The 18503-nt window shown below is 69.2% G+C and carries 19 protein-coding genes and 1 tRNA gene; 12 read left to right on the forward strand and 8 right to left on the reverse strand.

From position 1 onward, the window contains the following. The first annotated feature begins 59 nt into the window (after positions 1 to 59). Positions 60 to 1118 (forward strand): tRNA (adenosine(37)-N6)-threonylcarbamoyltransferase complex transferase subunit TsaD, encoded by a 1059-nt coding sequence (gene tsaD / locus C725_RS04720; protein ID WP_008600482.1) that lies wholly within the window; start codon positions 60 to 62, stop codon positions 1116 to 1118. Continuing rightward, positions 1115 to 2104: an NAD(P)H-dependent glycerol-3-phosphate dehydrogenase gene (locus tag C725_RS04725; RefSeq protein WP_008600484.1), complete on the forward strand. Its 990-nt coding sequence runs from the start codon at positions 1115 to 1117 to the stop codon at positions 2102 to 2104. Before tsaD ends, C725_RS04725 begins: the two co-directional genes overlap by 4 nt. 188 nt (positions 2105 to 2292) lie before the next feature. Here C725_RS04725 and C725_RS15655 read toward each other — a convergent pair whose 3' ends face one another. Beyond that, positions 2293 to 2436 carry a DUF1674 domain-containing protein gene (locus C725_RS15655; protein WP_008600485.1) on the reverse strand — a complete coding sequence of 48 codons (144 nt, stop codon included), beginning with the start codon at positions 2434 to 2436 and terminating at the stop codon, positions 2293 to 2295. Positions 2437 to 2509: 73 nt separating this feature from the next. On the opposite strand from C725_RS15655, the gene C725_RS04730 reads away from it, so the two are divergent. The 5 genes from C725_RS04730 (at position 2510) to purH (ending at position 8610) form a co-directional block, all read left to right on the forward strand. Next, positions 2510 to 3373, forward strand: a complete 864-nt coding sequence (locus C725_RS04730) for an SDR family NAD(P)-dependent oxidoreductase (RefSeq protein WP_008600486.1) — start codon at positions 2510 to 2512, stop codon at positions 3371 to 3373. 29 nt (positions 3374 to 3402) lie between these two features. Beyond that, positions 3403 to 4650 (forward strand): RsmB/NOP family class I SAM-dependent RNA methyltransferase, encoded by a 1248-nt coding sequence (locus C725_RS04735; RefSeq protein ID WP_207791055.1) that lies wholly within the window; start codon positions 3403 to 3405, stop codon positions 4648 to 4650. A gap of 65 nt (positions 4651 to 4715) precedes the next feature. Further along, the gene (gene rpe, locus C725_RS04740) at positions 4716 to 5423 is read left to right on the forward strand and encodes a ribulose-phosphate 3-epimerase (RefSeq protein WP_008600488.1); all 708 of its coding nucleotides are present in this window, start codon (positions 4716 to 4718) and stop codon (positions 5421 to 5423) included. Further along, positions 5420 to 7018 carry a heparinase II/III family protein gene (locus C725_RS04745; RefSeq protein ID WP_008600489.1) on the forward strand — a complete coding sequence of 533 codons (1599 nt, stop codon included), beginning with the start codon at positions 5420 to 5422 and terminating at the stop codon, positions 7016 to 7018. Before rpe ends, C725_RS04745 begins: the two co-directional genes overlap by 4 nt. A 2-nt stretch (positions 7019 to 7020) precedes the next feature. Continuing rightward, a complete protein-coding gene (gene purH, locus C725_RS04750; protein WP_008600490.1) occupies positions 7021 to 8610 on the forward strand; it encodes a bifunctional phosphoribosylaminoimidazolecarboxamide formyltransferase/IMP cyclohydrolase in 1590 nt (529 codons plus the stop codon). Between the two features lie 27 nt (positions 8611 to 8637). Here the strand turns inward: purH and C725_RS04755 are convergent, their stop codons facing one another. Then, positions 8638 to 9660 carry a CorA family divalent cation transporter gene (locus C725_RS04755; RefSeq protein WP_243442692.1) on the reverse strand — a complete coding sequence of 341 codons (1023 nt, stop codon included), beginning with the start codon at positions 9658 to 9660 and terminating at the stop codon, positions 8638 to 8640. Between the two features lie 30 nt (positions 9661 to 9690). After that, positions 9691 to 9766: transfer RNA gene (locus tag C725_RS04760), tRNA-Thr, on the reverse strand. An 82-nt stretch (positions 9767 to 9848) separates the two neighbouring features. On the opposite strand from C725_RS04760, the gene C725_RS04765 reads away from it, so the two are divergent. Then, the gene (locus C725_RS04765) at positions 9849 to 10349 is read left to right on the forward strand and encodes a L,D-transpeptidase family protein (RefSeq protein WP_008600492.1); all 501 of its coding nucleotides are present in this window, start codon (positions 9849 to 9851) and stop codon (positions 10347 to 10349) included. 16 nt (positions 10350 to 10365) lie between these two features. Here the strand turns inward: C725_RS04765 and C725_RS04770 are convergent, their stop codons facing one another. The 4 genes from C725_RS04770 to C725_RS04785 are packed head-to-tail and all read right to left on the reverse strand — an operon-like array spanning position 10366 to position 13374. Continuing rightward, entirely contained in the window at positions 10366 to 11406 is a 1041-nt protein-coding gene (locus tag C725_RS04770; protein WP_008600493.1) for a saccharopine dehydrogenase family protein, read from the reverse strand. Beyond that, complete coding sequence (locus C725_RS04775) at positions 11406 to 12005, reverse strand: glutathione S-transferase family protein (RefSeq protein ID WP_008600494.1); 600 nt, start codon at positions 12003 to 12005, stop codon at positions 11406 to 11408. Before C725_RS04775 ends, C725_RS04770 begins: the two co-directional genes overlap by 1 nt. Then, positions 12002 to 12727 (reverse strand): HAD family hydrolase, encoded by a 726-nt coding sequence (locus C725_RS04780; RefSeq protein ID WP_008600495.1) that lies wholly within the window; start codon positions 12725 to 12727, stop codon positions 12002 to 12004. Before C725_RS04780 ends, C725_RS04775 begins: the two co-directional genes overlap by 4 nt. After that, positions 12724 to 13374: a YggS family pyridoxal phosphate-dependent enzyme gene (locus C725_RS04785; RefSeq protein ID WP_008600496.1), complete on the reverse strand. Its 651-nt coding sequence runs from the start codon at positions 13372 to 13374 to the stop codon at positions 12724 to 12726. The genes C725_RS04780 and C725_RS04785 overlap by 4 nt, the downstream gene beginning before the upstream one ends. 21 nt (positions 13375 to 13395) lie before the next feature. On the opposite strand from C725_RS04785, the gene C725_RS04790 reads away from it, so the two are divergent. Continuing rightward, on the forward strand, positions 13396 to 13989 hold the full coding sequence (locus C725_RS04790; protein ID WP_008600497.1) for a thiamine phosphate synthase: 594 nt from the start codon (positions 13396 to 13398) through the stop codon (positions 13987 to 13989). Positions 13990 to 13997: 8 nt separating this feature from the next. Here C725_RS04790 and C725_RS04795 read toward each other — a convergent pair whose 3' ends face one another. Continuing rightward, positions 13998 to 14732, reverse strand: coding sequence for a porin (locus C725_RS04795; protein ID WP_008600498.1), 735 nt, complete (start codon positions 14730 to 14732; stop codon positions 13998 to 14000). A 280-nt stretch (positions 14733 to 15012) separates the two neighbouring features. Between C725_RS04795 and C725_RS04800 the strand changes: the two genes are divergently transcribed. From C725_RS04800 to lptE, 3 genes are read left to right on the forward strand one after another with little or no spacing between them, the layout of a single operon-like run. Then, entirely contained in the window at positions 15013 to 15468 is a 456-nt protein-coding gene (locus tag C725_RS04800; protein WP_008600499.1) for a DUF3576 domain-containing protein, read from the forward strand. Between the two features lie 10 nt (positions 15469 to 15478). Continuing rightward, positions 15479 to 17992, forward strand: a complete 2514-nt coding sequence (leuS, locus tag C725_RS04805) for a leucine--tRNA ligase (protein WP_008600500.1) — start codon at positions 15479 to 15481, stop codon at positions 17990 to 17992. Next, positions 17992 to 18498, forward strand: coding sequence for an LPS assembly lipoprotein LptE (gene lptE, locus C725_RS04810; protein ID WP_008600501.1), 507 nt, complete (start codon positions 17992 to 17994; stop codon positions 18496 to 18498). The genes leuS and lptE overlap by 1 nt, the downstream gene beginning before the upstream one ends. The last annotated feature ends 5 nt before the right edge of the window (positions 18499 to 18503 follow it).

Genomic DNA, 18503 nt, shown 5'->3' on the forward strand with positions numbered 1-18503 from the left:
AGTAGCGGTGCTGCTTGTTCATAAGGCGCGGCGTAGCTAGGTCGGGCGCAGGAAACAATATGATGGACCGCTCCCCCTCCCGCCCCCTCATCCTCGGCCTAGAATCGAGCTGCGACGACACGGCCGCGGCGCTGGTGGACGGCGAGCGGAACATCCTTGCCCAGCGCGTCACCGGGCAGAATGACGAGCACGCCCCCTATGGCGGCGTCGTGCCGGAAATCGCCGCGCGCGCGCATTCGGAGCGTCTGACCCCGCTGGTGGAAGCGGTGCTGGAAGAGGCCGGGATCGCGCTCGCCGACGTCGACGCGGTGGCCGCCACGGCGGGGCCAGGCCTGATCGGCGGCGTCATGGTGGGCCTGGTGACGGGCAAGGCGCTGGCCTTTGCCAGCGGCCGGCCGCTGATCGCGGTCAATCATCTGGAGGGGCACGCCCTGTCGCCGCGCCTGGCCGACGAGACCCTGGCCTTTCCCTATCTGCTGCTGCTGGTGTCCGGCGGACACACGCAGCTGCTGTTCGTCGAGGGGGTCGGCAAGTATCGCCGCCTGGCGACAACCATCGACGATGCGGCGGGCGAGGCGTTCGACAAGAGCGCGAAGATCATGGGGCTGGGCTATCCGGGCGGGCCGGCGCTGGAGGCGCTGGCGAAGACGGGCGATCCGCGCGCCGTGCCCCTGCCCCGGCCGCTGACCGGCTCGGACGAGCCGCATTTTTCCTTTGCCGGCCTGAAAAGCGCCGTCCTGCGCGCGTGGCAGCAGGACGATCCGCCGGCCGCCGCCGATCTTGCCGCCAGCTTTCAGGCGGCGGCGACGGACTGTCTGGTCGACCGCAGCCGCCGCGCGCTCGTGCGCGTTCCGGAGGCGACCGCCTTCGTCGTTGCCGGCGGCGTGGCGGCGAACGGCGCCATTCGCGCGGCGCTTAAGGCTCTGGCGGCCGAGTTCGGCCTGCCGCTGGTCGCGCCGCCGATGGCGCTGTGCACGGACAATGCCGCAATGATCGCCTGGGCCGGGGTGGAGCGGTTCCGGCTGGGGCTGACCGATCCGCTGGACGCGCCGGCGCGTCCGCGCTGGCCGCTCGATCCGGACGCTGAGACCGTGCGCGGCGCGGGAGCGAAGGCATGACCGGCCCCGCGGCGCTGGGCGTGGTCGGAGCCGGCGCATGGGGCACCGCGCTGGCGCAGGTCGCCGCCCGCGGCGGGCCGGTGACGCTGTGGGCGCGGGAGGCGGAGACCGTCGCCGACATCAACGCACGGCGCGAAAACCGCACCTTCCTGCCCGGCATTCCCCTCGATAACGGGATCGCCGCGGTGGGCGATCTCGGCGCGCTGGCGGAGTGCGCGGCGCTGATGATGGTGACGCCGGCGCAGCATCTGCGCGCAGTGCTGACGCAGATCGGGACATGGGACCGGCCGCTGATCCTGTGCTGCAAGGGGATCGAGACCGGCACGAAAAAGCTGATGAGCGAGGTGGCGGCGGAGGCGCTGCCGGACGCCTGCATCTGCGTCCTCAGCGGGCCGACATTCGCCGACGAGGTGGCACGGGGCCTGCCCGCCGCCGTCACCTTTGCCTGCGAGAACGAGGCGGCGGCGGGCCCGCTGACCCAGCGCATCGCCAGCGCCGCCTTTCGCCCCTATTATTCGGACGACGTCACGGGCGCGGAGATCGGCGGCGCGGTCAAGAATGTGCTCGCCATCGCCTGCGGCGTCGCGGCGGGCCTGCGGCTGGGCAAGAATGCGCGCGCGGCGCTGATCAGCCGCGGCTTTGCCGAAATGACGCGCTTCGGCCTGGCCCGAGGCGCGCGCGCCGAAACGCTGGCGGGCCTGTCGGGTCTGGGCGATCTGGTGCTGACCTGCTCCTCGGAAGCGTCCCGCAACATGTCGTTCGGCAAGGCGCTGGGCGAGGGGCGCAGCGCCGCGGAACTGATGGCGGACCGCGTGACGGTGGCCGAGGGCGTCTTTACCGCACCGGTCCTCGCCGAGGCGGCGCGCGACCTTGGCATCGACATGCCGATTTCGGAAACGGTGCTGGCGCTGATCGAGGGCCGTATCGCGGCGGCGGACGCCCGCGAGGCGCTGATGGCCCGGCCGCTGAAGGAAGAGCGGCCATAGGCGGAGGGCCGGATCCCGACCTCGCCCCGTAAAATTGATCGTCACCCCTGCGAAGGCAGGGATTCATGGTGCAAGCAGCACGCAGGCTGTGCGGATAGGCCCCTGCCTGCGCAGGGGCGACGAACTGGAAAATCTATGCCTGGGAACCGAGCAAGCGGGTTATGAGAGGCCAGTCCCGCGCCCCCGCCTCAAAAATCGACGGCGATGCCCTTGCGCTCCCAGTCGCCGTAGCGCGTCGGTTCCTTGCCCTTCGGCCCGCCCTTCTCCTCGGGCGCGGGCTGCGCCTTTTTGGGAGGCTGGGGGTGCGGCGGCTTCTCGTCTGATGTCGTCATGCTATAGCCAATGCCAAAGAAACGCGTGCGGCTCCAAGGACAAAAGCGCGCACGCCGCCCTGGGGAGAGAGCCATGCCGAAGATCAATGCCGTCGCCGGACGCACCATCGCAGTAACGGGCGCGGGCAGCGGCATCGGCCGCGCGCTCGCCGTGCTGCTGGCGAAGAAGGGTGCCAGGGTGGCTCTGGCCGACCGTGACGAGGCGGGCCTTGCCGAAACGAGCCGCCTCCTGGGCAATTATCCGCATTCCACCCAGGTGCTGGACGTGACCGACAGTGGCGCCCTGGAAGGCTGGATCGACGGCGCGGCGCAGGAATTCGGCGGTCTCGACGGCATCATCAACAATGCCGGCCTCAGCGTCATCGCCCCCTTCGAACATTGCCCGGCGGAGGATTTCGACCGGGTCATGGACGTCAATTTCAACGCGGTCGCGCGCGGCTGCCGCGCCGCCCTGCCGCACCTGATCGGCCGCGATCATGCCTGGATCGTGAACATATCCAGCGTGTTCGGCATGATGGGCTATCCGACGCAGTCCGCCTATAATGCCAGCAAATATGCCGTGCGCGGCCTGTCGGAGGCGCTGCATCTGGAAATGCAGGCGATGCATCCGAACGTGCAGGTCGTGCGCGTGCACCCCGGCGGCATCAAGACGCGCGTGGCGCACAATGCGAAATTCCTGCGCGGCATGGAAACGGGGTCGGAGGAGGCGCTGAACGACCCCGACAATTTCGTCGCCCGCGCGAAAACCACGCCCGAGGACGCCGCCGAAACCATCGTTCGCGGCATGGAGCGCGGCGACCACCGCGTGCTGATCGGTCCGGACGCGAAGATGATCGACTATCTTACGCGCCTGTTCCCGGTCAGCTACTGGAGCCGCATCGGCGCCTTTCTGGGCGGCGCGAAACAGGCGGAAGAAAAACGAAAGGCCGCATCCTGACCGACCAAAACGGCAATCAAGTTCCCGGCCTGCCCGCGCGCCGCGCCGCACTGACGCTGCTGCAGGCGGTGCTGTGGCAGGGCCGCGCGCTGGAGGCGGCGCTCCCGCGCGCGCTGCGCAGCCTGGACGACCCGTCCGACCGCGGCCTGGCGCGCAACATCGCGGCCAGCGTGCTGCGCTGGCTGCCCGATCTGGACGAGCTGATCGACGCGCGCACGCGGATGCCGCTGCCGGACGATGCGCGGGCGCGCATGGTGCTGCGCATGGCGCTGGCGCAGGCGCTGGTTCTGGAAACGCCGCATCACGCGGTGGTCGCCACCGCGCTGCCGCTGGTGGAGGGCGGCCCGCGCAGGCTGGTGCACGGCGTCCTGTCATCGGCGCTGAAGGCGGGCGATTCGCTGCCCGACCGGCCGCTGCTGCCGGAACCGTGGGGACAGCGCTGGGCGGAGGCCTGGGGGGAAAAGGCCGCCGCGGCCGCCGCCGCCGCCATGGCCGCGCCGCCGCCCATCGATCTGACCTATAAGAGCGCGGACGTCGTGCCGCCGCCCGGGGAGGGCGAGGTGTCGCTGCTGCCCGGCCATCTGCGCACGCGCCGCGCCGGCCGGGTGGAGGCCTGGGATGCTTATGGCGAAGGCGACTGGTGGGTGCAGGATCTGGCCGCCGCCCTGCCCGCGCGGCTGCTGGCACCGCAGGCGGGCGAACGCATCGCCGACCTGTGCGCCGCGCCCGGCGGCAAGACCATGCAGCTCGCCGCCACCGGCGCGGCGGTGATCGCCGTGGAGAACAACGAGAAACGCCTGACCCTGCTGCGCGAAAATCTGGAGCGGACGGGCCTGCCCGCGGAGCTTCTCCACAGTGATGCGCGCAAGTTCAGGCCGGAGGCGCCGCTCGACGCCGTGCTTCTGGACGCGCCCTGCTCCGCCACCGGAATTTTCCGCCGGCACCCCGACGTCCTGCACCTGCGCGACCCCGACCGGCTGGAGGAGACACTGCGCATTCAGGCCGCGCTCCTGTCCCATGCAGCAACCTTGGTGCGGCCCGGCGGGCGCATGGTCTATGCCGTCTGCTCGCTGGAGCGGGAAGAGGGCGAGGATCAGGTGGACGCGTTCTTGGACCGGCATCCGGACTGGCATGCGGACCCCGCGCCGGCGGGCGCGCTGCCGGAGGGGATACGCGAAGAGGCCCCCGGCCGAATCCGGACCCTGCCCGGCGATCTGGCGGAAATCGGTGGCTGCGACGGCTTCTTCATGGGGCGGCTGGTGCGGGACGAAAATTAACCGCCGAAACCTCTCGCAGCAGCGGTAAATCGTCTGGAGACGCGCGCGGGGCTTTGCTAAGCGCCATGGCCATGCCAACCGCCCCCGAAACCACGTCTGGCGCACCCAGCCGCTCCGTCCGAATCGCCCCCTCCATCCTGTCCGCCGATTTCGCCCGGCTGGGCGAGGAGGTGCGCGCCGTCGACGAAGCGGGCGCCGACTATATCCATGTCGACGTGATGGACGGGCATTTCGTACCGAACCTGACGATCGGTCCGATGGTGGTGAAGGCGCTGCGCCCGCATTCGAAGAAGATCTTCGACGTGCATCTGATGATCTCCCCCGTCGACAGCTTCCTGGAGGACTTCGCGGCGGCGGGCGCCGACATCCTGACCGTGCATCCGGAGGCGGGGGCGCACACGCACCGCACCGTCCAGACGATCAAGGCGCTGGGCAAGAAGGCCGGACTGTCGCTGAATCCCGGCACGCCGGTGGAGGCGCTGGACTATCTGATCGAGGATCTGGACCTGGTTCTGGTCATGAGCGTCAATCCGGGATTCGGCGGCCAGTCCTTCATCGACAGCCAATTGCGCAAGATCGAGCGCATCCGCACGCTGATCGACCGGACCGGCAAGGCCATCGACCTGGAAGTGGACGGCGGCGTCAATGTCGAGACATCGCGCCAGGTCCGCGATGCCGGCGCCGACGTCCTCGTCGCCGGCTCCGCCACGTTCAAGGGCGGGCCGGACGCCTATCGGGGAAATATCGCCGCGCTGCGCGGCGCCGCTGAGTGAGCATCCTCGAACGTCTGGGACTGCGGCGCAAGACGCCGGTCCGGCTGACCGCCACGGTCACCGACCCGGTGCTGGGCGATGCCGACCATGCCCGCGCCCTGCTGCGCGGCGAGATTCTGAACGGCGGCGAAAGCTTTGCACTGCGCGGCGCCGACTGGGACATGAAGCGCGCGTCCGAGGCGTTCCGCAGCCATGTGCACGGGTTCATCTGGCTGCGCGACCTGGCCGCCGCCCTGCCGCAGGACAAGGGCGCGGACTTCGCGCGCCCGATCGTCGGCGGCTGGCTGGAACGCTATGAGGAGCCGGACGAGATGGCGTGGCGCGCCGACCGCGCCGGCGCGCGCATCGCGCTGTGGTCCCTCTACGCCCCCTATGTCCTTGGCGCCGACGCCGGCATCCGCAAGGCGGCGCTGAAACACATGCTGGAGGCTGCGGCGCATATCGACCGGCGCTTCACCAGCGCGCCCGCCGGGCTGCCCCGCCTGGCCGCCGCGGCCGGATTCGTGGTCGCCGCGCTGATGGTGGAGGGTGCCGAACGCTTTCTGAAGAAGGCGGAGAAGCGATTTACCGAGGCCGCGGACGAAGCCGTGATGCCACACGGCCTGCCGGCCAGCCGCGCGCCCGCCGACCTGATCGCCATCATGGAATGGCTGCATGTCGTGCGCAGCGCCTATGCCGCGCGCCGCCGCGACTGGCCGGAGGCGCAGCAGGCGGTGGACGGACGGGTACGCGCGGGACTGCGCGCCGCACGCATGGGCGATGGCCGCTTTACCGCGCTGCACGGCGGCAACGTCGCCTCCTTCGCCCGCATCGAACATGTGCTGAGCTTTCCGGGCCTTGCCAGCCGGGGCGCCGGCGCCGGCGCGGAATCGGGGCTGCAGCGGCTGGAGGCCGGGCGAACTGTCCTCCTGATGGACGCAGGGCCGCCGCCGGCTCCCGCCCAGAACGAGGCGGCGCACGCGGGCGCCCTGTCCTTCGAAATGAGCGACGAGCATGAGCGCGTCGTCGTCAATGTCGGCGGCGGACGCGGCATCCGGCGCGGCATCGACGCGCGCGTCGCGACGGCCGTGCGGGTAACGGCGGCCCATTCGACGCTGACGCTTGCCGATACCAATCAGAGCCTGATCGCGGCGGGCAAGCCGCTGGGCGCCGGCGTCGATTCCGTCGAGGTGGAGCGCGACGAGACCGATCAGGGGACGCTCGTCACCGCCGTCCACGACGGTTATCAGCGCCGGTTCGGCCTGATGCACCGCCGCCGCCTGTTCCTGAGCCCGGACGGACGCGATGTGCGCGGCGAGGACAGGCTGATGCCGGGCGGCAAGAAGCGCGTGAAGGCGGGACTGGAGGTCGCGCTGCGCTTTCACCTGGCGCCCGGCACCGACATCACGCCCACCGCCGACATGCGCGGCGCGCTGCTGCGCCTGCCCTCCGGCGCGCTGTGGCAGCTGAAGACCGACGCGGGCACGGTTTCGGTGGACGAAAGCCTCTGGATCGGCGAGGAGGGCCGCGCTCTGCGCACCCGCCAGATCGTCATCGCGGACGAAACCGTCCCGGACGGCTGGCGTGGCCGCTGGTCGTTCAAGAAGATGGGATAGACATGACGGACAAGGTCGCGCTGCGCCGCGCGCTTCTTTCGGTTTCGGACAAGACGGGTCTTGCGGATCTGGGGCGCGCGCTGTCGGCACGCGGCGTCGAGCTTGTGTCCACCGGCGGCACGGCGAAGGCGCTGCGCGAGGCGGGTCTGGAGGTGCGCGACATCTCCGATCTGACCGGCTTCCCCGAAATGATGGATGGCCGGGTGAAGACGCTGCATCCGAAGGTGCATGGCGGCCTTCTTTCCGTGCGGTCGAACGCCGCGCACAAGGCGTCGATGATGGAGCACGACATCCCCGCCATCGATCTCGTCGTCGTCAATCTCTATCCGTTCGAGGCAACCGTGGCGCGCGGGGCGGAGCGGGCCGAGATCATCGAGAATATCGACATTGGCGGCCCCTCCATGGTGCGATCGGCCGCGAAGAACCACGAATCCGTCGCCATCGTCACCGACCCGGCCGATTACACCGCGTTGACAGCGGAGCTGGAGGCAGAGGACGGGCAGACGACTCTGGCGCTGAGGAAGCGTCTGGCCGCGAAGGCCTATGCCGCGACCGCCGCCTATGATTCCGCCATCGCAAGCTGGTTCGCCTTTTCCGATCAGGGCGAAACCCACCCGGAGACGCTGACCGTCGCGATGACGCGTGGCAGCGCGCTGCGGTATGGCGAGAACCCGCATCAGGCGGCCGCCGTCTATGTCCCGCGCGGCCCGCATGCCAGCGGCGTCGCGCAGGCCGAGCAGGTGCAGGGCAAGGACCTCAGCTACAACAATCTGAACGATGCCGAGGGCGCGCTGGACCTGATTTCGGAGTTCCGCGACGAGGGCGCGACCGTCGCCATCATCAAGCATGCCAACCCCTGCGGCGTGGCGAGCGGCGATGATATCGAGGCCGCGTACCGTGCCGCGCTCGCGTGCGATCCGGTGTCGGCCTTTGGCGGCATCATCGCCTCGAACCGGACGCTGGACGAGGCGGCCGCCGAGGCGATCACCGGCATCTTTACCGAGGTGGTCATTGCCCCGGACGCCGACGCGGCCGCCCGCGCGGTGTTCGCGAAGAAGAAGAATCTGCGCCTGCTGTTGACGGGCGACCTGCCCGCGCCGGGCCGGCCGGGCCTCCTCCTGAAGACGATCACCGGCGGCGTGCTCGTTCAGGGCCGTGACAATGCGCTGGTCGAGGACGAGCTGAAACTGGTGACGAAGCGCGCGCCGAGCGAGGCGGAGCGCCGCGACATGATGTTCGCCTGGCGCGTGGCGAAGCACGTGAAATCGAACGCCATCGTCTATGCCAGGGACGGCGCAACCGCCGGCATCGGCGCGGGTCAGATGAGCCGTCTCGATTCCGCGCGCATCGCCGCGTGGAAGGCGCGCGACGCCGCCGAGGCCGCAGGCTGGGCCGAGCCGAAGACGCGGGGCAGCGCCGTTGCCAGCGACGCCTTCTTTCCCTTCGCCGACGGCCTGATCGCGGCCGCCGAGGCGGGTGCGACGGCGATTATCCAGCCGGGCGGATCGATCCGCGACGAGGAGGTCATCGCCGCTGCCGACGAACGCGATCTTACCATGATGCTGACAGGAATGCGCCACTTCCGCCACTGATGGGGCACGAGGAGTTCCGGCCGCCGGTTAGTCGTCCTTTTCCGGCAGCCAGCGGCGCGCGGTGAACCAGGCGAGGACTACCCCGCCGACAAGGATGCAGAAGCCGGTGACGCCCCAGAACGCCCAATGGCTGTGCGCGAAGGGAATGCCCTCCACGTTCATGCCGAGAAGACCGGTGATGAAGGTCAGCGGCAGGAAGACGAAGGCGACGACCGCGATGACGAGGCTGCGCTGGTCGATCTGTTCGGCGCGCAGGTCGGTCAGCTGTTCATGCAGCAGCGCCGCGCGTTCCCGCACCGCTTCAAGCTCCTCCGTCATGCGGGCGAAGCGGTCGGCCGCCTCCCGTATGTGCAGGCGGTCGCCGGAATCCAGCCAGTCCACCTGTAGCGAGGCCAGTTCCACCAGGGCATCGCGGTCGGGCGCCACGAAACGGCGATAGGCGATGGCATCCGACCGCAGCGCCGTGATGCCGCGCCGGAGCCGGTAGATATTGCTGCCTTCGAGACGCGTTTCCGCGTCGTCCAGTCGGTCGCCGAGAGCGGAAACCTGCGGATCGAGTTCGGTGCTGATCGCGCGGGCGAAGATCGCCATCAGATCGCCCGGATCGTTGATGCGCCCCGCCTGCATCGCGGCCTGCACGGTCTGAAAGGCGGAGAGGCGGCGGCGGCTGGCCGACACGACACGCCCCGCCTGCGCGTGCAGCCGTATCGAAACAAGCCGGTCGCCCCCCGGCGCTGGCTCCACACCGAGACCGCGCAGATTGACGAGCGCGCCCGTCCCCATCGCATCGCAGCGGGGGCGCGTTTCGGCCGCCGTCAGCGCGCTGCCCGCCACACCCGAAATTCCCGCCGCCTCCGCAAGGGCCGGCAGGCCGGTGGCGCCGGACGAGGCCGGGATGTCGTAATGCCACCATTCGAAATCACCGGATTCGGAGCGCATGATCTGCGGCGCCGGCACGGGCAAGGACGAGGGCGCGGCGGCGATCGACCCGTCGCCGCCTGGGGGCGGGGACGATCGTGACGGCTGCGGGGGATGCGCTGTATCGGCCAAGTCGAACTGTCTCCCCCGGACCCGAGACGCTGGTGCCGGCTGTCGGACTCGAACCGACGACCTACCGCTTACAAGGCGGTTGCTCTACCAGCTGAGCTAAGCCGGCACGGCCGCCGCCATGCGGCAACGCGCGGCGATGGTCAAGCCGCCTGGCCGCGGGGCGTGCCGGGTTGTAGGGCCGTTTCCCCATGGACCTGATCGTCGATACCGCGCGCCGCCGCCTGTCCTTCGGGGGCGCCGACATGGACTGTCTGATCGGTCGCGGCGGCGCGGTACCGGCGGGCACGAAGGAAGAGGGGGACGGCGCGACACCGCTGGGACGCTGGCCGCTTCTGACGGTGCTGCTGCGCCCGGATCGAACGGCGCCGCCGCCCCGTCTGGCTCTGCCGTGGCGCTGGCTGCACCCGCAGGATGGCTGGTCGGACGCACCTGAAGACCCGGAATATAATCGGCCCGTGCGCCACCCCCACCGCCATTCGGCAGAGCGTCTGTGGAGAGAGGACGGACTTTATGACGTCATCGTCACCACGGCGCACAACACGCCGCCCGCCCCCGGTGCCGGCAGCGCGATCTTCCTGCACTGCCGCGCGGCGAAGGACCATACGGCCGGCTGCATCGCCGTCGACAAACCGCTGCTGCTGGACATGCTCGGCCGCCTGAAACCGGGCGCGGCGCTCGACATACGCTGAAACCGTCGGTGCGCGCCTAGACGTCGCTGCGCGAGACGCCGGGAAAGCTCATCACGAAGTCGGGGCCGAAGGCGGTCGAGGGCGTATGGAAGCCCGCAGTCGCATCGCCCCGGTCCACCCGCAGCGCCGTTTCCAGCGCGGTCATCGCGGTCAGCCGGTAGGCCTCCGGCGTTTCCAGTTCGGAAATGGCGCGGTTGCCCTCCGCATCTGTGGCCTCCGCCAGGATGACGGCACGACCGGACGCGCGCATGTTTTCGTCGGGGCCCGCCGGCTGCCGGTCGATCGCGCGGTTGGCGAGCGCCCGCCCCGGCGGCGTACCGAGGAACCAGCGCGCCGCGGCCGGCAGGCGCATCACCCGCTCCAGCCGCTCGTTCGCCTCAAAATAGACGTCGATGTCGGGAATGCCGGTCGACCAGAATGCCGTCGCGACATCGCCCCAGCTCATCTGGACCGTCGGGCGCAGCCCCCGGCCGAGGTCCGCCGTGCCGCGCGGCGTGCCTGGCAGCGTCACGATCTGTCCGCCGCGCCGCGCCTTCGTCCCGGTATCGATGCTTTCCAGCGCCGTTCTCGCCGTGCCGCGGCTGAGTTCCGTCAGGCCGCCGATGACGATTTCCAGGCTGACCGCGTCTGGCATCCGGCGATGGACATGGGCCGCAAGGCAGTCGGAGGGGACGACGTCGAAACCGGCCCCCGGCAGCAGCACTGTGCCGGCAGCGGCAGCCTGCGGCCCGAAGGCGTGCAAGGTTTCGAAAACGGCGATCTCTCCGGTGATGTCCACATAATGGATACCGGCCGCCATGCAGGCGCGGGCGAGAGGGTCCGCCGTGCGGGAAAACGGACCGGCCAGATTGAGGAGTGTGGTGACGCCCTCAAGATTGCCGCCGACCTCTCCCAGGCCGAAGGCGCGCACCGGCAGGTCTCCGTAGCGCGCCGCCAGATCCGTAAGCTTGCCCTCGTTCCGCCCGGCGAGAATGGGCGCAAGGCCGCGCGCCGCCGCGCGCTCCGTCACCAGGCGGCCGGTATAGCCATAGGCCCCGTAGAGAAGGATCTGCCCCATCAGCCGGCAGCCCGCTCCCGCTCCTCCGCGCGCTGTGCCGCCGGGCGGCCGAAACAGCGCTCGGTGTAGGCTGCCATGCCGGGCGAGAGATCGAGCATACCGAAGGCAGACATGAAACGCAGCGAACCCGCGATCATAAGATCGGCGACGGTGAAGCAGCCTGCCGCCACATAATCGCGCCCCTCGAGCCGGTCGCCGAGGGCGGCGAGCATACGGTCCCAGCTGCCCCAGGCATTGCGGGTCGGCTGCGGCGGCATGCCCGACGCCTTTTCCGACATGGCGGGCTCGATCACCGACGGCGTGAAGAACAGCCAGGTCAGAAACTCTCCGCGCGCCGGATCGTCCGGCAGCGGCGCCAATGTACCGGGGGCATATTTGTCTGCGAGATAGAGACAGATGGCCGCGGAATCGGCGACGTGGGCCTTGTCGTCGGTAAGAGCGGGCACCTTGCCGAGGGGGCTGGCGGCGCGAAAATCCGCGGACGCGTTTTCCGGTGCGCCGAGGTCTATGCGCTCAAGCTCGTAGGGCTCGCCGATCTCCTCCAGAAGCCAGAACATGCGCGAAGCGCGCGTCTGCGGCGCATAGTGGACCGTGATCATGGCTGTTCCTCTCCCTCGAATGCGGCCAGATGCGCCGCGACCTCCTCATAATCCACGGCAAGAACGCTGGCGCCCGCCCGAAGGAGCCGCCGGCCATGTTCGTCCCGGCCGGCCGCGTCATCGTCCGGGCCGCCGGCGATATGGCCGGCCGCCAGAAGGCCGCACACATGCATGCCAGCCGCTGCCGCCGCGGTGACGCCGGGTATGGAATCCTCGATGACGAAACAGCGGGACGGCGCCGCGCCGAGCGCCCGCGCGGCGTACAGATAGACGTCGGGCGCCGGCTTGCCGCGCTCCACGTGCTCCTTGCCGCTGTAAAGATGCGGTTCGAACCGGCCCGCAAGGCCGAGATGGGCGAGATGCGCGCGCAGCCATTCGGTCGAGCTGGACGAGACGATGGCGATTTTTCGTGTGGGTGCCAGGGCCGCAACGAAGGCCAGCGCACCCGGCACGGCGTCAATGCCCGTCCGCATCAACCGGACACTCTGTTCGCGGCGCCGCTCGTCAAAGGCGGCCGGGACCGGGCCGTCCATCCAGCGTTCCAGCGCGCGGACGAAATCGAGGCCGGAGAGGCCGGTGAATTCGCGGATGGCATCGCGCAGGTCCGTGGGGCGGCCCAGGTCCGACAGCGTCTCCGCGATATGCCGGTTCTCCGCCAGTTCGCTGTCGACCAGAACGCCGTCGAAATCGAAGATGATGGCCGCCTCGGCCCGGTCCGTCATGGGCGCGGTCCGAACAGTGCGGTGCCCACGCGCACATGGGTCGCGCCAAGCTGCACCGCCGTTTCGAAATCCCCCGACATGCCCATGGACAGGCCCTCGAGGCCAGCATCCTTCGCCAGTCTGGCCAGCAGCGCGAAATAAGGCGCCGCCTCCCGCTTTGCCGGCGGCAGACACATCAAACCGCGCACGTTCAGCCGGCAATCCGCCGCCAGATCCCGCAGCGCCGGCAGGTCGGCGGGCGGGCACCCGCCCTTCTGCGCCTCCTCGCCGACATCGACCTGCAGGAACACGGGCGGCGGCATATCGATCTTGCCCAGCGCCCTGACCAGAGATGGACGGTCGACACTATGAAGGGCATCGAACAGGGCCGCGGCAGCGGCGGCCTTGTTGGATTGCAACTGACCGATCATGTGCAGGCGCACGTCCGGGAATTCGGCCTTCAGCGCCGGCCATTTCTGCTCCGCCTCCTGCACGCGGTTCTCGCCGAAATCCCGGTGTCCCGCCTCCAGGAGCGGGCGAATGTCCTCTGCCGGCTGCGTCTTGGAGACGGCGATCAGGGTGATGTCCGCCGGGTCCCGGCCCGCGACCTTCGCCATTCGGGCAATTCGCTGCCGCACGTCCGTCAGTCTGTCATTCGCTTGCGTCATGAGGGCCGCTATAGGGCGCTGATGCGCGGCCGCAAAACGCTTCCCGAACGCTGGCTGTTCACAGACGAGCGGCAAGGCGCGGCGCTGTGGCACGCACTGGACCGGTTGCCGCGTGGCAGCGGCGTCGTGTTTCGTCATTACGGCGCGGCGAACCGGGCCGCTTTGCTGCGCAAGGTTCGGGCAGCGGCGAGACGGCGCGGTCTGCTGCTGGTGGCGGCGGAGGCGGAAACCCTGACGATGCGCATTCCGCAACATGCCAACCGGTATCGGCGGCGGCCCGGCGCACTGACCGCCTCCGCACACGGCGTGCCCGATCTGATCCGGGCGAAAAGAAACGGTGCGGCCCTCGCGTTTCTGTCGCCGGTCTTTCCCACCGCCTCCCACCCCGGCGCACGCACTCTCGGCGCGGTTCGGTTCGGATTGATGTTGCGGCAGGCGCGGCTTGGGCAGGGGGAACGGCGCATGCGGGTCGGTGCGCTGGGCGGCATGAGCGAGCGCGCATTCGCGCGGATGAAGGCGGTCGGCGCCACGGCCTGGGGCGCGATCGATGCACTCAGCAAGATGGAAACGACCGGCCGGCGGCCTAAATCCGCCGCCAAGCCCGCTAGACGCTGACGCGCACGTCAGAAGCTGAAGGACGTGCCCAGATAGACGGTGCCAGTGTCCTTTGCCGTTTCCGCGTCGCGGTTGACAAAGTCGCGGGTGAACGCCTCCGGATGGATGCGGTCGTAGCGAACGCCGCCCTTCACCGCGAGACGGGAGCTGACGGCATAGGCACCGCCCAGCTCGACGGACAGCGCCTCGCCCACGGGTTCCGGCACGATCAGATTGGCGTCGGAGGGCTGGCTGGCACCGGCCCGCACATCGGCGCGCCATTCCTTCGCCGCATAACCGAACCCGACATCGACGCGTTCGCGCTGCGACCCCTCGATCCGGCCCTCTCCACGATTGTAATCGCCGGTCAGGGAGAAGCCCGCATAGCCCACATCGACGCCCGCGCCGACGGCGGACGCGCGGGTCGCCACACGCGATGCGGAACCCTCGTTCGGCGTCGGAGCGCTGAAATCATGGGCGATGCGGCGCGTCAGCCCGACGGTAATCTTCTCAGCGCCCGCCTTCTTCGATTCCGACGGCGTGAAGGAAAAGCGCTTCTCCAGCTCCGACAGGCGCGTACCAAAATCGCGGCTTGCGCCGTTCGGCGTAAAGCTGCCGATCGTACCGGTGGCGAGACGGCGCTTTTCCGTCTTGGCGGCCTGCTCCTTCAGCGCGCTGCCACCCTGCGCAAGCGCAGGCGCGGCCACGGCAAACGCCATGGACAGCACCGCCGCACTGGGCAAAAGGCAGGCAAACATGCGCATTGGCTCGATCTTCAGGTCCGCTCCCGAGGGTGAATACGTTCCGGCATGGACGATTCCCCTTATCAATCCGAGTCCTAATCGTCGGTTTCATTCTATCGCTAAAATATTTCGCTTCGGCTGTTGCGCCGCGGACACGGCGGGCGTCGATCGCGAGGGGTCGGGGCCAGCGCCGGCGTAAGGCCATGCGATGCCGGACGCCGGACCGCGCGGGGCTTTCGAAGGGGGCGCAGCCGTCCTATAGATGCCGCGCACCTTCCCGATCTTCACACCGAACGGACATATGATTCCCATGACAAGCCCTCGCACCGTGCTTTCCGCCAGCCTGATCGCCCTCGCCGCACTGTCGACGGCGGCCTGCGGCGGCGGCGACGAGGTTCGCCGCGCAGATCTTGGTGCGTCGAACGTCACCAATATCGGCGTGAACGGCTATTTGTGGCGCGCGAGCCTGGAAGCCCTGTCCTTCATGCCGATGGCGCAGGTCGACAGCCAGGGCGGCGTGATCGTCACCGACTGGTATCAGAACCCGCAGGCGCCGGAGGAGCGCATCAAGGTCACCGTCTATATCTTGAGCCAGGACCTGCGCGCCGACGGCGTGCGCGTCGCGGCCGCGCGCCAGCAGCGCAGCGGCAATGGCTGGGCCGACGTCGAGGTACGGGCCGGCACGGTGCAGAAACTGGAGGAAACGATCCTGACGCGCGCCCGCGATCTGCGCCGCAGCGCCACCGTGACCGGATAAAGCGCCGCGCATGACGAAGGGATTCGACGCCGCCCGCGCGCAGCAGCGATGGCAGGACGCCTGGGATACGGCGGGCACGTTCCGGGCCGATACCGCCTCCACCAAGCCGAAGCGCTATATTCTGGAGATGTTTCCCTACCCGTCGGGACGCATCCACATGGGCCATGTGCGCAACTACACGATGGGCGACGTGCTGGCGCGCTATCGCCGCATGGCCGGCGACGAGGTGCTGCACCCGATGGGCTGGGATGCGTTCGGCATGCCGGCCGAGAACGCCGCCATGGAGCGGGGCGTGCATCCGGAAGGCTGGACGCGGGACAATATCGCCGCGATGCGCGCGCAGCTGAAGACGCTGGGCCTCGCCATCGACTGGAGCCGCGAGTTCGCCACCTGCGATGCGGATTATTACGGCCATGAACAAGCGCTGTTCCTGAAGTTCATGGAAGCCGGCCTGGTCTACCGCCGGGAAGCCTATGTGAACTGGGATCCGGTGGACATGACCGTGCTGGCGAACGAGCAGGTGATCGATGGCAAGGGCTGGCGGTCCGGCGCGCCGGTCGAGCGCAAGCGCCTGTCGCAGTGGTTCCTGAAAATCACCGATTTCGCCGACGACCTGCTGGACGGGCTGGAGAGGCTGGACAACTGGCCGGACAAGGTCCGCACCATGCAGGCGAACTGGATCGGGCGCAGCCGCGGCCTGAATTTCCGCTTTGAGATCGAGGGGCGCGGCGACGAACTGGAGGTCTATACGACCCGCCCCGACACGCTGTTCGGCGCCAGCTTCGCCGCTATCGCCGCCGATCACCCGCTGGCGCTGGAGCTGGCCGAGAACGATCCGGCGCTGGCGGCCTTCATCGAGGAATGTCGCCGTTCGGGAACGACGGAGGCGGAGCTGGAGACCGCGGACAAGCGTGGCTACGACACCGGCCTGCGCGTTGTGCATCCGCTGGACCCGGAGATTACCCTGCCCGTCTTCGCGGCCAATTTCGTGCTGATGGACTACGGCACCGGCGCCGTCTTCGGCTGCCCCGCCCACGACCAGCGCGACCTGGACTTCGCACGCAAATATGCGCTGCCCGTCACGCGCGTCGTCGCGCCGGAGGGCGAGGAAGGCACGCCGATCGGCAATGAAGCCTATACCGGACCGGGACGGCTGGTGAATTCGGAGTTCCTCACCGGCATGGAAACCGGCGCGGCTCTGGCGGCCGTGATCGAGAAGGCGGAAGCCGAAGGCTGGGGACGCGGGACGACGCAATACCGCCTGCGCGACTGGGGCGTATCGCGCCAGCGCTATTGGGGAACGCCGATTCCGGTCATCCACTGCGAGGCGTGCGGCGCGGTGCCCGTGCCGGAGGCCGATCTGCCCGTCGAATTGCCGAAGGATGTCAGCTTCGACGTGCCCGGCAATCCCCTCGTGCGGCACCCGACATGGAAACACGCCACCTGCCCGACATGCGGCGGCAAGGCCGAACGGGAAACCGACACGCTGGACACGTTCGCCGATTCGTCCTGGTATTTCCTTCGCTTCGCCAGTCAGCCGGCGGACAGGCCCTTCGACCCGGCGGAGGTCGCCGCCTGGCTGCCGGTCGACCAGTATATCGGCGGTGTCGAGCACGCGATCCTGCATCTGCTCTACGCCCGCTTCTGGACGCGGGCGCTGGCGAAATGCGGCCTGACCGATGTGAAGGAGCCGTTCCGCCAGCTTTTCACCCAGGGCATGGTCACGCATGAGACCTACAGGGCCGAAGACGGGCGCTGGCTGGAACCCGCCAATGTCGAGCGGTGCGGCGATGCGCTGTTCGAGACGGGCACGGACCGGCAAGTCACGCGCGGGCGCCTCGAGAAGATGTCGAAGTCGAAGAAGAACACGGTCGATCCCGAACCGATCATCCGCCGCTACGGCGCCGATGCGGTGCGCTGGTTCGTGCTGTCGGATTCGCCGCCCGAACGCGATCTGGAATGGTCGGACGCGGGGATCGAGGGCGCGGCGCGCTTCGTCGGGCGGCTGTGGCGGCTGGTCGAATCGGCGACGGACAGTGCGGATGCCGGCCGCGACGAGGCGCTGACGCGCGGCGTCCACAAGACGGTGGCGGCCGTGACCGAGGATCTCGACGCGCTGCGGTTCAACAAGCTGGTCGCCCGCTGCTATGAACTGGCCGGCCTCATCGAAAAGGCGAAGCCGTCGGCGGACCGTGTCGCGGCCGTACGAACGCTGGTGCAGCTAACCGCGCCCGCCATGCCGCATCTGGCGGAGGAGGCGTGGGCCCAGCTTGGCGGTGATGGGCTGATCGCCGATGCCGCCTGGCCGGTCGCGGACCCGGCGCTGATGGTCGAGGATAGCGTGACCATTGCGGTGCAGGTGCAGGGCAAGCTTCGCGATACGATCGAGATGCCCAAGGGCGCGCCGAAGGACGATGTCGAGGCGGCGGCGCTGTCCAGCGAGAAGATCGTCCGCTTTCTGGACGGCAAGCCGCCGAAGAAGGTGATCGTCGTGCCCGACCGCCTGGTGAACCTGGTCGTCTGATGCGGGTCGCCGGCCCCCTTCTGATTGCGGCGGGTGCGGGCCTGCTGCTCCTGGGCGGCTGCGCGTTGCAGCCGGTCTATGGCGGCGGCGGCAGCAGCGCGGCCGCACAGACGCTGGGGTCTATCCAGGTGTCGCTGATCGAGGACCGTGCCGGCTATCTGGTGCGTCAGGCGCTTCTCGACCGGCTGGCCGCCGCGCCCGACGGCGAGTCGCGCTACCGCCTCGATGTGGCGCTGGACGACGAGATTACCGGCCGGGGCATTCGCAGCGACGTTGCCATCACACGCGAACGGCGCACCCTGCGCGCCCGCTGGCAGCTGGTCGATACCCAGGCGGACATCACCCTGATCGATACCACATCGCGGTCAGACGCGGGCATAGACGTCGTCTCCTCGCAATATGCCGTGGTCGCCGCAGAGTCCGAGGCGCTCGACCGGCTGTCGCGTGAAATCGCCGACCAGATCGTCGCGCGTATTTCCACCTACGCCCTCGCCGAAGCGCGGTAGGGCCG

Source organism: Pacificimonas flava (assembly GCF_000342165.1).
Lineage (GTDB): Bacteria > Pseudomonadota > Alphaproteobacteria > Sphingomonadales > Sphingomonadaceae > Pacificimonas > Pacificimonas flava.

Coding starts and splice junctions, on each gene's coding strand:
- C725_RS04725 (WP_008600484.1), top strand. CDS start 1,115: ATGACCGGCCCCGCGGCGCTGGGCGTGGTCGGAGCCGGCGCATGGGGC.
- lptE (WP_008600501.1), top strand. CDS start 17,992: ATGCGGGTCGCCGGCCCCCTTCTGATTGCGGCGGGTGCGGGCCTGCTG.
- C725_RS04785 (WP_008600496.1), bottom strand. CDS start 13,374: ATGACGCAAGCGAATGACAGACTGACGGACGTGCGGCAGCGAATTGCC.
- leuS (WP_008600500.1), top strand. CDS start 15,479: ATGACGAAGGGATTCGACGCCGCCCGCGCGCAGCAGCGATGGCAGGAC.
- C725_RS04765 (WP_008600492.1), top strand. CDS start 9,849: ATGGACCTGATCGTCGATACCGCGCGCCGCCGCCTGTCCTTCGGGGGC.
- C725_RS04770 (WP_008600493.1), bottom strand. CDS start 11,406: ATGGGGCAGATCCTTCTCTACGGGGCCTATGGCTATACCGGCCGCCTG.
- C725_RS04780 (WP_008600495.1), bottom strand. CDS start 12,727: ATGACGGACCGGGCCGAGGCGGCCATCATCTTCGATTTCGACGGCGTT.
- C725_RS15655 (WP_008600485.1), bottom strand. CDS start 2,436: ATGACGACATCAGACGAGAAGCCGCCGCACCCCCAGCCTCCCAAAAAG.
- purH (WP_008600490.1), top strand. CDS start 7,021: ATGACGGACAAGGTCGCGCTGCGCCGCGCGCTTCTTTCGGTTTCGGAC.
- C725_RS04775 (WP_008600494.1), bottom strand. CDS start 12,005: ATGATCACGGTCCACTATGCGCCGCAGACGCGCGCTTCGCGCATGTTC.
- rpe (WP_008600488.1), top strand. CDS start 4,716: ATGGCCATGCCAACCGCCCCCGAAACCACGTCTGGCGCACCCAGCCGC.
- C725_RS04795 (WP_008600498.1), bottom strand. CDS start 14,732: ATGCGCATGTTTGCCTGCCTTTTGCCCAGTGCGGCGGTGCTGTCCATG.
- C725_RS04730 (WP_008600486.1), top strand. CDS start 2,510: ATGCCGAAGATCAATGCCGTCGCCGGACGCACCATCGCAGTAACGGGC.
- tsaD (WP_008600482.1), top strand. CDS start 60: ATGATGGACCGCTCCCCCTCCCGCCCCCTCATCCTCGGCCTAGAATCG.
- C725_RS04790 (WP_008600497.1), top strand. CDS start 13,396: ATGCGCGGCCGCAAAACGCTTCCCGAACGCTGGCTGTTCACAGACGAG.
- C725_RS04800 (WP_008600499.1), top strand. CDS start 15,013: ATGATTCCCATGACAAGCCCTCGCACCGTGCTTTCCGCCAGCCTGATC.